The organism is Desulfopila inferna (genome assembly GCF_016919005.1).
Lineage (GTDB): Bacteria > Desulfobacterota > Desulfobulbia > Desulfobulbales > Desulfocapsaceae > Desulfopila_A > Desulfopila_A inferna.
Window position 1 is genome coordinate 224,117 of sequence record NZ_JAFFQE010000009.1, and the last position, 15,153, is coordinate 239,269.

Here is a 15,153-nt window from a genome sequence, read left to right on the forward strand (position 1 = left end):
TTCAATTATCAATCTGGCCATAATGATCCTGCTACAGAGGAATGGACACGAAGTTAAGCCACTGTTATGAAAATAACAGGAGGAATAATATGAGTGTTCAACAACGACGGAAATACGATCCTGACTTTAAGAGAAACGCAGTTCTTCTTTCTGAAGAGGAAGGGAGAACAGTAACTGAAGTAGCAGAGAATTTAGGGATATCCAAAGATCTCCTCTACAGATGGAGAAGAGAATATAGATCTCGTGAGAATTTGGCCTTTCCTGGACATGGCAAAGAATCATTAACTGAACAAGAAAGAAGAATCCGCGATCTTGAAAAAGAACTGCAAGATACCAGGATGGAAAGAGATATTCTAAAAAAGGCCATGGCCACCTTCAGCAAAGCACCGAAATCAAATACAAGTTTATAGAAGAAAATCGCTCTGAATTTACGGTGAAGAAGATGTGTCAGGTGATCGATGTTTCACAGAGCGTGATATTATCGCTGGTTCAGAAAACCGATATCTAAAAGGAAAACCGAGAAGCAGAATCTTCAAAAGATTATACGAGATCTGTTTGCTAAACATAAGGGTATGGCTGGTAGTCCTATGATTGCTGCAGATTTACGTGATTTCCCTGACTACTCTAATGTCAGTAGGCAGCGGGTAGCACGGCTCGTGAAGCAGATGGGGCTCCGCTGCAAAACGGTAAAGAAGTTTGTTGTGACAACTGATTCCAAACACAATGAGCCCGTCGCGCCCAACCTGCTCAAACAGAATTTCACAACAACAGCACCAGATCAAGCCTGGGTAACTGATATAACGTACCTGAAAATTGGCAGAAGATGGCATTACCTCACAGTATTCATAGACCTGTTCTCCAGGATTGTGGTTGGCTGGGATCTGAGTTCATCACTTGAGCGACACTCAGCAATAAGAGCCTTGAAAAAAGCAGTGATTAACCGCTGGCCAGGTGAAGGCCTGCTTGTCCACAGTGATCGTGGTATTCAGTATGCAAGCGCTGATTTTAAACAGGAGCTGAAGAGAAACGGTCTTATCCAGAGCATGAGCCGTAAAGGTAATTGCTGGGATAATGCAGTAGCTGAGTCTTTCTTTCATACGATCAAGACCCAACTGATTCATCACTGTCAGTTTAAAACCATAGGGGAAGCTGAGCGGATTCTTTTTCAGTACATAGAGATTTATTACAATCGTCAAAGAAAGCATTCAACGAACGGTTACCAAATCTCCGGCTGATTATGAAACTGAATGGTGGGAACAAAGAAAAGTGGCTTAACTGAAATTCCATTTTACTGTGGCAAGATCAGTAGTATCAAATTTATGATTAAGCCTACAGTGTTTAAGCCGACATCATAGCTGACTCTTGTAATGTCCTAAATGAATGAATTTGGCAGATGAATATTTTGAGATCGCAAAAAACAAGAAAAGGGGTGACCAAGAAGATCACCCCTTGCGGGACTTACCGACCGTTTACCGACCGGAATTTACACTAGTAACTATTTGATTTTACTACATTTAACTGGTGGAGGCGGCGGGAGTCGAATCGGCGCCTCATCATTAAAAACTTAATATTTCCAGTATGTTGAGTTTATACTGATCAACATATGATCAACATTTCAATTACCTACCATTTTTATATCAGAGCTCATAAGGTATGTCAATTAGCCTTGAGTATCAGTATTCATAGAGAGCGACTTCCTTGAAGACTCAACACAGATCTTCATTTGAAAAAACATGCAAAGCGTCTTCCTTTATCTCTTTACTTTTTGGTCTAAAAAGTGCCCTAAGAAAGTTCTCTTTTTTCCCAATTAATTGGCAGTGCTCTGCATGAGACAGTGCAGGAAAATATACTACTCTTTTTTTACCAACCACTCTCAAAAACTTATCAAAAATACTTGCTTTTGGTAATCTCAAATGCATGGTGGAGTATTTTCTAACTGGTTATTTGTTTTTTAGATTTCCGTAAACCCGCAAGTCCTAAAGCACCTCCTGCTACAGTTGCAACTGAAGGGATTTGAGAAGGGATATGCGAAGGTGATCTCATTTCTTTCTCATTGTACCAGAAAGTTCATTCGCAATGCCTATGCCATTAGACTATTATGCTTAATAAATCACAATACCATATCGATTTAGTGTAAAGGGAACATTGAGATAGGAAAAGGGTAATAATTTGGAGCTATGGCGTATAATTTTGGTAGTTTTGATTGTGGCAATTGGGAGCATCGGAATGTTGGCAATCACCCAGTTTGTTTTGCGAGGATCAATATTTTAGCATTCATAGATCGTTGCAGTCATGCCCATGCGGAACCATCTTTTTGGGCAAAAAAAGCTGTTTTTTTTGAATCGTCCTCAACTATTTCCCCTCGTTTTACAAGCATTGAGATAATCTCTGCCGATTCTTTATGCCTCGGATGTCATTGGCGACTGTCAATTGAAATGGAGTTGTTAATTTAGAGGAGTCCATTTACGCTTTGTAAGTGGTTGTTGGTATGAATTCACCAGCAATTTAAAACAGGTGCAGGTCCTCGCCGTGCAGCATGGGGAACCTATACATTCTCTTTGGTAAGCTCTTCTTTCCAGTTACTCCATTTCTAAACAATTCCATTTAAATAATCGAGCCTACCCTCTCAGAAAAACCTTCATGAAGAAATTCCATCATCCATTTTAAATTGGAAGGTGAAACCTTTCATCTCAGATTATATGATCATTGCTGCTAATTGGTCTATCCAATTAGCAAATTGGTATTTAGGAAAAATCTAGAAATGCCGAAATCATGAATAAAGTGAGTCCCTCACAGCTCTAACCTTTACCCTTATCCAGCACCTCTCGTACCTTTCTCCCAAGCTGTTCCCTCGAAAATGGTTTTTGAATAAAGTTTATACCTTCATCCAGAATGCCGTGGTGGGCAATGACATTCGCAGTATACCCAGACATGAATAGACGGTTCAGATTTGGGTAAATAGAGAGGATGTTTTTGGCCAGATCCCGACCGTTCATTTCAGGCATAACTACATCAGTCACAAGAAGATGGATGTCGCCAGCATGCTCAAGTGACAGGCAAATAGCCTCTCCCGGTGTCCTAGCCGTAATAACCTTATACCCCTGTCTTTGAAGCATCTGTGCCGTCATCCTTAAAATTGCAATTTCGTCTTCAACCAGTAAGATCGTTTCGTAACCTAATTCGGTAGGGAGGTCCTTAACCTTATCCGGGAGAGCTTCTGTTTTGGACCGATATCGTGGGAGATAGATATTAAAGGTCGTCCCCTCGCCCGGCTCACTATAAACTCGAATAAAACCTTCGTTTTGCTTGACCACGCCATATACCGTGGCCAACCCCAGACCTGTGCCCCTCCCAGATTCCTTGGTTGTGAAAAACGGTTCGAAGATATTGTCCAATGTCTCGGAGTCCATTCCGCAGCCGCCGTCACTAACGGCCAGAAGTACGTATTCACCAGGATTGAATCCAGGATGATCGCTACAGTAGGTCTCGTCGAACGAGGTATTGCCGGTTTCGATGGTGACTTTGCCCACATCCGCAATGGCATCCCGGGCATTGACACAGAGGTTGGCCAGGATCTGGTCGATCTGACTGGGATCAACTTTTACCGGCCAGACGTTATCGCCGGGCAACCAGGCCAGATCAATATCTTCTCCTATGAGGCGATGCAGCATACTGGTCATACTCTTTACAGTCTTATTGAGGTCGAGCACTTTGGGGGAGACGGTCTGTTTACGTGCAAACCCCAGAAGTTGTCGAGTCAAGTCTGAAGAACGTTCACCAGCTTTCTTAATCTCCTTCAATCTGTCGTACACTGGTTCGGAGGAGTCCATATCCTCCATGGCCATATCAGCATGGCCGATAATTACGCTAAGCATGTTATTAAAATCGTGGGCCACGCCTCCAGCCAGACGGCCAACAGCCTCCATCTTCTGGGCTTGTCTCAGCTTTCCCTCGAGTTCTTCTCTTTCTTTCTCTGTGCGCTTGTTCTCGCTGATGTCCCTGAACTCGACGACTCTGACATTATTGCCTTTGAAGGGAATATTCCTGGCCTGAAGTCGAAGAGGATAGATCTCACCATTTTTGCGAACACCTTTAGCTTCATACGGCTTTTCATAGCCGGTCTTGATGTACTGGATCACCATATCACGGGTATCGTCAGAAATGAGTTGTAAACCATCCATACCGATCAATTCTTCGTACCCATAGCCTGTAATTTCAGACAAACCCTTATTACACTCCAGGATGAGGCCTTGTTCATGGATGGCAATGCCTCCAAAAGAAGCATTATGAAGTGCCTTGAAACGCTCCTCACTCTCTTTGAGGGCTAACTCAGTTTGCTTGCGTTTCGTGATATCCTGGAAAGATCCGGCGATCCGGAAGACCTTTCCATTTTCATCATATTGTGGTTGTCCCCTGGAAATGCAATGCCTTATTTCACCATCAGTTCGAACGGCTCGTACCTCAATTTCATATGACCTCCCTTGCTTAACGCAAATCTCAACAGCATCACTTAAACGTTGTATGTCTCCTTTAGCATAGAGCTCTGATTGATCCGCAAAGGAGGGGGCACCCTCTGCGGGATCCAATCCGAATATACGAAACAACTCTTCTGACCAGGACGCCCGGTCATGCTGAACATCCCATTCCCAACTGCCGATACTGGCCATGGCCTCGGTGCGTTTAAGCATCTCATGGCTTTTATGCAAAATTTCCTCAGCTTGCTTGGCTTCCGTGATGTCCTGGATTACACCAGCCACCTTCACAGGATTACCGTCATTATCATAAATTAGTTCGGCTGCTGAATGAACATGTATCAATTCTTTTCCATTTTTCGGGTTGACTTGAAATTCAATGTTATAGGTCTTGTTTTGGGCTAGCAAGTCCACAAGGGCCTGTTTAACTCTCTTTGCATCAACGATATAATTTTCAACTTCATCGAGAGGAAGAAATTCAGATGTTCGCTCAATGCCATAAATGCTGAATGCCTCTTCCGATGCCCAGACTCTTCCTGTGACAATGTCATATTCCCAGTTGCCGACTTTAGCCATTGTTTGTGCTCTTTTCAGACGGGCTTCGCTTGTTTGGAGTGCACGTTCGGCAGCGTGCCATTCGGAGATATTCCTTGCCACACCGAAAGTTCCGACGATTTCTCCTTTCTTATTGTACTTAGGCAAACTGCTAAAATGACAAATGACACCAGATTTAAACGTCAGTGTGCTTTCGAGTGATTCTCCCTTCAATGTTCTTTTGTATACATCCATCAGGGAGGTGTGATCCCTTTCCATAAAAAGAGGAAGGAATGGTTTATCTATTATTGCTTCTGGAGGAAGTCCAGTTACCCGCTCGGCTGCCCGATTTACCCAGAGAACATTCCCTTTATCGTCCGCCAAATAAGCGATATCAGTAATGTTCTCCAGAAATGTCTTAGACTCCCCCAGCCCTTCTTCAATCCGCTTGCGATCGGTGATATCCTCCGTATGCAGCATAACTGTATCAGGACTAACGAAAATCCAGGTACCATTGATCGATTTTACCTCTCCAGTTGTCTTCAACCTGTACTTGAATTCTTTACGGATTGTTCGCTTTTGATGGAAGCAGTCCAGAAGCGTGTCAATGAGGTGTGATGAGTTTTCATCATTGTAAAGCTGGTCAGCAGTAATACCTATGATTTTAGCTGCTTCACCATCTGTGATGGTTTCAGCTTCTTCGTTGTAGTCGGAAAGGACAAATTTCCCATCCTGATGTTTCCAGACAAAAATTGGCACTGGAAAATGCAGAAAATGAGATCGATAGCGTTTCTCGTTCTCCCGCACTTCCTCTTCGGCCTTTTTTAATTGTGTCAGTTCATTGTGAGCTCCAAGCATGCGGACAGGCTTGCCACTCTCATTCCTAATGGCTATTCCTCGGCAGCGAACCCATATGGTTGACCCGTTCTTGTGTTGATATCGAACAACCTGATCATAAGGGTGGTTGGGATCATCACAATGCCTCTGAAAGTTTGCTATAGCAGTATTTAAATCGTCTTGATTGATTAATTCTTGCCATTCAGATGCAAAATGCTTTTTTTCCTGCGGATCATACCCCAATGTCTTCCAGAATTGAGGGCTCATCCATTCGTTATCAGGCTCCTCCAGATCCCAATACCAAATGCCATCCAACGATCCTTTTTGCAAGAATTCGAAAATAGAAGAATCAGTCTTAATCAAATTGTAGAGTTCATCTTTTAAATAATGACCATCGGAACTCATTCTTTACTCCTTTGAGGCATTTTCATTTTTTCGAGTACTTGCAGTATTTGTGCTCTCGTTAATGGTTGGAGTATAGCACAGGCATCCTTTAGAAAACAAACACTTAAGCTTACATCCTGAAGTTATCTACTAAGGCGAATTGTTGATAGTATCCATTAGCGGCAGATTATTATTAACGTGCCGGTTGTAACCTCAAAGGATTTTAGATAAATGGGGAGCTAAGGTACCTATTACCAGACAAAACTATTATTATTGGCAAATGGCTAAAAACAAATAAAGAAATTGGAGACCATAACCTATCTTTGGTAAGCTATAATTTACAATTACTCCATTTATGAACAATTCCATTAAAATAAACAGTTCTATTCTGTCAGGAACGACGTTAAGACCCTTGTGGCTAACAAGGTTTAGGATTGCCAGTTCAACACTCTCATCATATTTATGCCCCACTATTCTTTTTATGTATTGGAGATGGTGCTAACTACCTTTTAAACCGACTTAATCTCTTGCGTTTCATATAAACCTAGGTGCGGAGGTAAGAGAGATGCTAAAACCAGATCTTTGCACGTGTCCACTGGGCAAACTCAAATTTCAGTTGCCGGGGGGCTTTACCAACAACAATCAGTTGTATCTTCTGAAAATCCTTGCCTTGCAACTTAGATGGCCGGCCGCTTGCGGTTCTGCTGCGAAGAGCATCAAGGGTTCCTTCCCCATTCATATATACGCCTGGTGCTCCCAAAAACTTTGATAACCACCTCAGGACTCTCACCTGCCTCAACATGCTTAAAACCACTGGTGGGAATTGCTTCAAGCGCTTTAGATGAATTTTTCTTTCGTCGAAGGCATTCTTGGACGGAATATGCCATATGTTCGTTAATTTATGAACTTGTTAATAGTTGCATCTTCCCAGCACTTGCAGATGTCTTTATTGTTTTTCTCCAAAACCTTGACAGGTGCCACATTGTGACATATTTTTGCTGAATGTAGTGTGGTCGGTCTACCACAATGATGTATCAAAGCCAAACCTGCTGAAAAACAGGGACGGAAAGCCACGGATCTTAACGAGAAAGCCGGGTTGCCATCAATAGAGGCAATCCGGCTTTTTGTATTTACCAGTTTGGCTCATCACGTCTCCAGTTGAACTATTTACCACATTCCACGACAGCTAGCATGGATTGCTGTTTTCAAGGTACGGGAGGATGAAAAATGTCATCTCTATCAATTGAAACGATCGATTCGTTTCGAGAAAACTTCCAGGGAAAGATCATAACCAGTGCCGATGATGAATATGATGAGGCACGGAAAGTATGGAACGGTATGTTTGACAAACATCCAGCGATAATCGCTCGCTGCCAAACAACCAGTGACGTCATTAGCGCGGTATCCTTCGCCAGGAAGAATAATCTGCTTACCGCGGTACGTGGGGGCGGACACAATTCTGCAGGGAACGCTACCTGTGATGACGGTATCATCATTGATCTTTCATTGATGCGCAGAGTAAATGTAGATAGAAACAAGAAAACGGTACGGGTCGATGGTGGTGCACTGCTCGCCGATGTAGACCGGGAAACGCAATTGTATGGTCTTGCTATCTCTGCCGGCATCGTTTCTCATACAGGGGTTGGCGGGTTAACCCTGGGAGGAGGCTTTGGCTGGCTAAGCAGAAAATACGGCTTCTCAATAGACAACCTGATCTCGGCCGAAGTTGTTACCGCGGACGGCGAATTGCTCACGGTCAGTGAAAATGAAAATGTAGACCTGTTCTGGGGAATCCGCGGTGGTGGCGGGAATTTTGGCATTGCAACTTCTTTCACATTTAATTGTGCACCTATTGGCAACGAAGTCTTTTCAGGACTAATCGTTAAAAAGTTCGATGACGCCAAGGAATATATCCGTTTCCATCGAGACTATGTTCGCAATTTGCCTGACGAAATGACCGTGTGGATGGTAGTTCGAAAAGCTCCTCCTTTACCTTTCCTTCCCGAAGAAGTCCACGGTAAGCTGGTTGTAATTGTACCTTTTGTCTGGTTGGGGAATCAAGCGGAAGGTGAAAAACGTATCAAACCCATACAGGATGTCTGCGCATCACATGGAGAGCATTTCGGCATGACACCATGGGCTGCGTGGCAGACTGGCTTTGATGCTCTGGTAACCCACGGAGCCAGGAACTATTGGAAATCGCATCATCTCAAGGACCTGTCGGATGAGTGTATTGACCAGATTCTGTCTTTCGCCGAAACCCTCCCAAGTGATGAATGTGAGGCCTTCATTCCGCATATGGAGGGGGCTCCAAGCCGTATTGACGCGGAAGCGACAGCGTTCGCACATCGTTCAACTCCCTTTGTACTGAACATTCATACACGTTGGCGAAATGAAAGCGACGATGAGGCATGCCTGGCGTGGGGAAGAGGATTTCACAAAGCAACAGAACCATTTTCACAAGGGGTCTACGTCAATTTCCTGAGTGAGGAAGGTGAAGAACGAGTAAAAGATGCTTACACCGAGTCGGTCTGGAAAAAACTGGTACAGTTGAAAAACAAATATGACCCGACCAACATGTTTCGTCTCAATCAGAATATAAAACCGTCTGTCTAACTGTGATTTGCGGGTCCCCAGACAGCCGTCTGCCAGGAAATCGCAAGAATCCTGGAACTTGCGGTGTCTGGTTCGTTAAAGTTTAGGACAGCGAGGAGAAATCAACAACATGAAAGTTGAAACTATACCCGAAGAGAAAACACATTTCCGAATCCACACGAAGGATTTGCGTCATGCTATCAGCCGAGAATATGAGGCAGTGGCTCTAACTCCTGACAAAGGATTTCATTTTCACACAGGAAGACATCTGGCAGAAATTGTTGAATACGCACCCGAATGGCTTGAGGGAATTCCTGGGTCAGTAATCGAATCTTTCGCCGGAACAGGAAACCCTTTTTCAATAGGAGCAATTTTGCCCGGAGAATCAGTGGTTGACATTGGATGCGGGGCTGGTATCGACAGCTTTATCGCTGCAAAAATGGTTGGACCAACTGGCCATGTAATAGGTGTGGATATGACTGAAGCAATGCTGGAAAAAGCCCGCAAAGCTCAGCAAGCAGTAGGCTATTCTCAGCTGCAATTTGAACACGGTGTCATCGAAGAACTGCCTATTGCTGACCGCTGGGCAGATGTAATTATCTCCAATGGCGTTATCAATCTTACCCCCGATAAGAAGCGCGTCATGCAAGAGATGTATCGTGTACTCAAACCAAATGGGCGTTTGCAGATTGCCGATATCATTGTTCAGAAAGAGGTCCCTGAAAGTGCAAAACAAAAGATTGATTTATGGACCGGCTGAATAGCCGGTGCTCTTCTGGAAGAAGAGCTCGAAGCACTGGTCCAGTCCAGCGGATTCAAAGATTTTGCTATCACTTGGCGCAAAGATGTCTTTAGAGGTGCGCCGCAGGCGGGCAGTGCTGCTAATTTCGGGACACTTGGCATTAACTTCAGGGCGTTGAGATAAAAAGATCCGATCACCCGGCCTTATTTTTTAAAAAGGCTTTGGTTCTCTTTATCTCCCAGGTTGCTGGGCGATCGGCGAAAACTCACCATAACAATATGTTTTCATATGATTTCACAGCTTAAAACTGAGCTTGCCAGTACCCCTTCACGAAAAACTGGTATTAAAGTTTTCCTGATAACTGTGAGCGCACTTGTTGCCTTCGCCGCAAATTCTGTCCTGTGTCGATTTGCTCTGGGTACCGGGATTATTGATGCCGCAGCATTTACGAGCATTCGTCTGATAGCAGGAGCTGTCGTCCTCTGTCTCATCATTCTCCTTCGTACCAGTCATCTCCCACAAACCAGCAAGGGGAGCTGGTTCGCCAGCTTCATGTTGTTTACTTATGCAGTAACATTCTCGTATGCCTACATTGATTTGGATACGGGAACCGGAGCTCTTATTTTATTTGGTGCTGTGCAGATTTCGATGATCTGTTTATCGATAGTGAAAGGTAACAGGTTGCAAATTATTGAATGGTTCGGTGTAGCCTTTGCTTGTATGGGATTGGTGTATCTTGTACTGCCGAGTATTTCAACACCATCCGCGCCCGGCTTCCTGCTTATGGCAACTGCGGGCAGCGCCTGGGGTGTATACACCCTTAAAGGGCGAGGCTCTTTAAACCCGCTTGCAGATACTGCCTATAATTTTTTGCGCACACTACCGCTGGTCATAATTCTTGTAATCATTACCTACCGTAACTTCCACTTTACGGTCCAAGGTGCAGCCCTGGCCGTCATCTCAGGTGGTATCACCTCGGGGATGGGATATACAATCTGGTATACAGCATTACGAGATTTAACCGCTACTCAAGCAGCAGTGGCTCAACTTTCTGTTCCTGTCATTGCTGCTTTAGGTGGTGTTATTTTTATGGCAGAGTTAATAACATTGCGATTGAGCATTTCGTCGATCATGATCCTCGGAGGTATCTTTCTGGTTGTCATCGGACCTTCGCTCACCCATCAACGACTGCCCAAAGAGCCTCTGTCACAAAAAGGAGAAAATTAATCATGAAATACGTTGGCAATTCCTTTTTTTTTATCCAGAGTCTGCCCGGATATGAGGATTTTTCTTCTAAACCGAGGCGCTCGATTAATTCAACCGCAAGCATGTAATTGATATTCCATGGATTTAAATTTGAGAAGAACGAAAAGTTAAGGGAAAATTGCAATTTATGGACAGACACCAGTTACGTTAACATCTGAATAGCCTGACAAAGTTTCTGCCAATGAAGACAATGGAGGTTGCCGTGTCCACCCTCGGAATGGTCTGTATTCTTGAGAATGATGTTCACAGATTCAATATGCTGCGAGAAATTCTAGAGAGTAACGGTTACGTGATTGCCGCAGTGGGAGCCGATAAAAAAGCCTTTGAGGCCATTGTCGAAATAAGGCCTGATCTTATCATCCTGAGCGCCCATGTCAGTGGCCTTGATCCTGTCTTTTTTCTTGATGAGCTGAAAAGCAACAAGCTGACAATAGACATTCCAGTCATATTCACAACTACCATCGAAGATGTCGAGGCTCGCGCAAAAGTAATCAAATCCAGCGATGATATGATCCTTGAGCCCTTCGATGAGCGTGAAATTCTAGCCAGAATCGAGCGACAGGTGACAGTCGCGAAGGTGCGAATGGCTCTACGTGAGTCTGAAGCTAAATTTCAGTCGGTCATGGAATCGGCAATTGATGCGATTATCTCAGGAAACACTGAAGGTAAGATTCTTTCATGGAATCGGGCTGCTACGGCGATGTTTGGATTTACAGAAGCGGAGGTGCTTGGAAAACCTATTGAGATCATTATCCCCGAGCGTTTTCGCAAGAAACACGCAGAAGGGATGAAGAGAGTGAGTTCGGGAGGAGAAAGCCATGTGATCGGAAAAACAGTTGAACTGGCTGCCATCCGTAAAGACGGCACCGAATTTCCAGTTGAGTTGTCATTGGCCACCTGGTTTCTTGATGATGTTCGGTATTATACCGGTATTATAAGAGATATAGGAGAACGCAAGCAGGCGGAACAAAAATTCCGTTCCGTAACAGAGTCGGCTATAGACGCCATTATCTCGGCTAATAATAAAGGTGAAATAATCAGTTGGAACCAGGCAGCTACCAGAATTCTTGGTTTTTCCGAGGAAGAGGTAGTTGGCAAGTGTCTTGAAATAATCATTCCAGAGCGATTCCATGGGGACCACCAAAATGGTATGGCGCGTTTCAATAAAACCGGGGAGGCTCACGTAATCGGAAAAACGGTTGAACTGGCAGCGAGAACCAAACACGGCCAGGAAGTGCCGATTGAGTTGTCTTTGTCGACATGGATGGTTCGTGATGAACGATACTATACCGGCATTATCCGAGACATCGGAGAACGTAAACGTGCCGAAGAGGCGCTGAGGCAAAGTGAGCAGGCGCTTCGTGAGAAATCGGAGGAAATGAGGAAAAAGAATCGGGAACTGGAAGACACGCTGAAACGGTTGAATGAAATGCATAATCAGCTGATTATGCAGGAAAAAATGGCATCATTGGGTAAACTTAGCGCAGGTATGGCGCACGAGCTGAACAATCCTGCCGCTGCCGCACAAAGAAGTGCTGCCCATTTGCAGGAAATGTTCCTCAAATTGCAGGAGGTGCAGGCACGCATGGGTTTAATTCCCTTTGATGAAAACCAGATGAAAAAGATGGTTGAGCTCGATGCAGTTGCCAAGGAGCGTGCCCGTAATCCTGTTGAACTGAATATCCTTACCCGCAATGAGCAAGAAAATATCCTTGAACAATGGCTTCAGGAGCTTGGTGACAGCCAGGTATCGGATGTTGTTTCTGCTCTTGTAAGTGTGGGTTTAGGACAGGAGGACCTCAAAACTCTGGGCGAATTCTTCAGTGATGAACAGTTTGCCGAAATAGTCAAATGGCTGGGGTTTAAGATAACCATTTACAGCCTGGTTGGCGAGATCGGACTTGCCACCGGGCGAATAGTTAAACTGGTCAAAGCTCTTAAAACCTATACGTATATGGACCAGGCACCGGTGCAATCGGTGGATGTTCGCAAGGAACTGGATAACACACTCATCATTTTGAACAACAAGCTGAAGAGAGGTGTCGATGTTATCCAGGAATATGATGACAACCTTCCGGTAATAGAAGCATATGCAAGCGAACTGAACCAGGTCTGGACAAACCTCATCGATAATGCCATCGATGCCATGGACGGAACAGGAGTGCTGAGTATCAGAGTGAGATGGGAGGATCCCTGGGTAGTGGTCGAAATCGAGGACAATGGTTCGGGAATTTCCCCTGAGCATCAATCGAAGATCTTCGACCCCTTCTTCACGACCAAGCCTCCCGGCAAAGGAACAGGGCTTGGTCTGAATATCAGCCGCAACCTCATTGTACAGAAACATAAGGGCGAAATGACGGTCAAATCAAAACCCGGATGCACCTGTTTTACAATTCATCTCCCTAAAGACTTCAAACCATCTGAGCAATCCACTATATAAAAGGAGGTTGGGATCATGAGCAAACCGATCATAATGGCAATAGACGACGAAGCGCAGGTTCTCAACGCCATCGCCCGTGATTTACAGGCTCAGTATCAGAAAGAATATCGGATCCTGAAGGCCGCTTCCGGCAATGAAGCTCTGGAAGCGGTCACTGAGCTCAAACGCAGAAATGATGCCATAGCACTCTTTCTTGTCGACCAGAGGATGCCCCAAATGAGCGGTATTGAATTCCTGGCGAAAGCGTTGAAGCTATATCCGGATACCAAAACTGTGCTGTTAACAGCATACGCCGACACCGATGTTGCAATAGAAGGTATTAATTCTATAAATCTTGACTACTACCTCATGAAACCTTGGGATCCGCCAGAAGAAATTCTCTATCCGGTCCTGGATGATTTGTTGAGCGACTGGGTAGGCAGTGTACCAATACCCTATGACGGTATAAGGGTGATAGGGACACTATGGTCAGCAAAGTCCCATTATGTTAAGGATTTTCTCGCCCGTTGTCAGATTCCTTACCTGTGGATAAATTTGGAAAAAAACAGTGAGGCAAGAGAGCTCCTCGAGTCAGTGTCAGGGAAGGAGGATGCTCGCTTGCCAACCTTGTTCTTTCCTGACGGCAGCATCCTGGAGGATCCTGATCTGCAAACCCTGGCCGGCAAGGTAGGAATGACCACTAAGGCGCAAAAGCCGTTTTATGATCTTATTATTGTCGGAGCCGGGCCTGCCGGGCTCACGGCGGCGGTATATGCTGCTTCTGAGGGGCTTAAAACACTCGTCATTGAGCGCGAGGCGGCAGGAGGACAGGCCGGCACCAGCGCACGTATTGAAAATTATCTGGGCTTTCCTAAGGGCATCAGCGGCGCTGACTTGACACGCAGAGCGATCACCCAGGCAAAGCGCCTGGGTGCTGAGATCCTGACCGCCCAGGAGGTGAGTGGATTGAGGATCAAAGATCCATACCGATTTGTTACTCTGAATGACAATAGCGAATTGAGTTGCAAAGCGCTGCTTCTCTCAACAGGTGTAGCGGTTCGCCAGATCAATGTCCCTGGAATCGACACGTTGATCGGGACTTCAGTGTATTACGGTGCCGCAACTTCTGAAGCAGCCAATTATAAAGGGAAAAAAGTCTATGTCATTGGCGGAGCTAATTCCGCTGGACAGGGGGCGATGTTTCTCTCCCGCTTTGCCGGCGAAGTAATCTTGGTTTATCGGGATCGTTCACTTCGCAAGAGCATGTCGACCTACCTTATCAATCAAATCAGGCAGACTGAAAATATCACTACCCTCGCAAACACGGAATTGATGGCCGTTGAAGGGGGCAACAATCTTGAAAGGGTTATTCTTAAGAACAATAAAAGCGGAGAAAACATTTCTGTGCAGGCTGATGCCGTTTTCATCTTCATTGGTGCTGTTCCCAGCACAGAAATAGCTGGCGATCTCATTCAATTGGACGAAGGAGGTTTTATTTACACGGGATCCGATTTATTCCTTGACGGCTGTCGCCCAAAAAACTGGAAGCTAAAAAGAGACCCGTTTTTTCTTGAAACAAGCATCCCTGGTATTTTTGCCGCAGGCGATGTTCGCCATGGCGCTGTCAGACGTGTTGCATCTGCTGTGGGGCAGGGAGCAGTTGCTGTCAGTCTCATCCATAAATACATGGAAACCGTCTAAGGCACCACTCTCAACTAAAAAGGAAAGGTAACCACAGAAACCTAACAACAAAACAACAATTTCAAACTTGACCTTATCCATGACTCCACGTAACAAAATTCCAGCCTTATAAATGATATACTAAGGTTATTAACGCTCTGTTTTTTCTGTAAAAGAAAAAGGAGGCGATTATGACCGAAGTAACCTATACGACTAAGTTTACC

The 15,153-nt window shown here is 44.8% G+C and carries 6 protein-coding genes, 1 pseudogene and 1 riboswitch; of the genes and pseudogenes, 6 read left to right on the forward strand and 1 reads right to left on the reverse strand.

The window, feature by feature from the left end:
- The first annotated feature begins 89 nt into the window (after positions 1-89).
- Positions 90-1,275, forward strand: a pseudogene (locus tag JWG88_RS19595) (IS3 family transposase).
- A gap of 1,523 nt (positions 1,276-2,798) precedes the next feature.
- Here JWG88_RS19595 and JWG88_RS19600 read toward each other — a convergent pair.
- Positions 2,799-6,248, reverse strand: coding sequence for a hybrid sensor histidine kinase/response regulator (locus tag JWG88_RS19600; protein WP_205235489.1), 3,450 nt, complete (start codon positions 6,246-6,248; stop codon positions 2,799-2,801).
- 1,008 nt (positions 6,249-7,256) lie between these two features.
- Positions 7,257-7,331: riboswitch (cyclic di-GMP riboswitch) on the forward strand.
- A gap of 123 nt (positions 7,332-7,454) precedes the next feature.
- Between JWG88_RS19600 and JWG88_RS19605 the strand changes: the two genes are divergently transcribed.
- The 5 genes from JWG88_RS19605 (at position 7,455) to JWG88_RS19625 (ending at position 14,950) form a co-directional block, all read left to right on the forward strand.
- Positions 7,455-8,843: an FAD-binding oxidoreductase gene (locus JWG88_RS19605; RefSeq protein ID WP_205235490.1), complete on the forward strand. Its 1,389-nt coding sequence runs from the start codon at positions 7,455-7,457 to the stop codon at positions 8,841-8,843.
- Positions 8,844-8,952: 109 nt separating this feature from the next.
- Complete coding sequence (locus JWG88_RS19610) at positions 8,953-9,747, forward strand: methyltransferase domain-containing protein (RefSeq protein ID WP_272483295.1); 795 nt, start codon at positions 8,953-8,955, stop codon at positions 9,745-9,747.
- Between the two features lie 105 nt (positions 9,748-9,852).
- Positions 9,853-10,791 (forward strand): DMT family transporter, encoded by a 939-nt coding sequence (locus tag JWG88_RS19615; protein WP_205235492.1) that lies wholly within the window; start codon positions 9,853-9,855, stop codon positions 10,789-10,791.
- Between the two features lie 241 nt (positions 10,792-11,032).
- Positions 11,033-13,270: a PAS domain S-box protein gene (locus tag JWG88_RS19620; RefSeq protein WP_205235493.1), complete on the forward strand. Its 2,238-nt coding sequence runs from the start codon at positions 11,033-11,035 to the stop codon at positions 13,268-13,270.
- A 15-nt stretch (positions 13,271-13,285) separates the two neighbouring features.
- Positions 13,286-14,950 carry an FAD-dependent oxidoreductase gene (locus JWG88_RS19625; RefSeq protein WP_205235494.1) on the forward strand — a complete coding sequence of 555 codons (1,665 nt, stop codon included), beginning with the start codon at positions 13,286-13,288 and terminating at the stop codon, positions 14,948-14,950.
- Positions 14,951-15,153: the final 203 nt, after the last annotated feature.

Excerpts from the sequence above, each read along its gene's own strand:
- JWG88_RS19600 (WP_205235489.1), bottom strand. The coding sequence starts at position 6,248 with ATGAGTTCCGATGGTCATTATTTAAAAGATGAACTCTACAATTTGATT.
- JWG88_RS19605 (WP_205235490.1), top strand. The coding sequence starts at position 7,455 with ATGTCATCTCTATCAATTGAAACGATCGATTCGTTTCGAGAAAACTTC.
- JWG88_RS19615 (WP_205235492.1), top strand. The coding sequence starts at position 9,853 with ATGATTTCACAGCTTAAAACTGAGCTTGCCAGTACCCCTTCACGAAAA.
- JWG88_RS19625 (WP_205235494.1), top strand. The coding sequence starts at position 13,286 with ATGAGCAAACCGATCATAATGGCAATAGACGACGAAGCGCAGGTTCTC.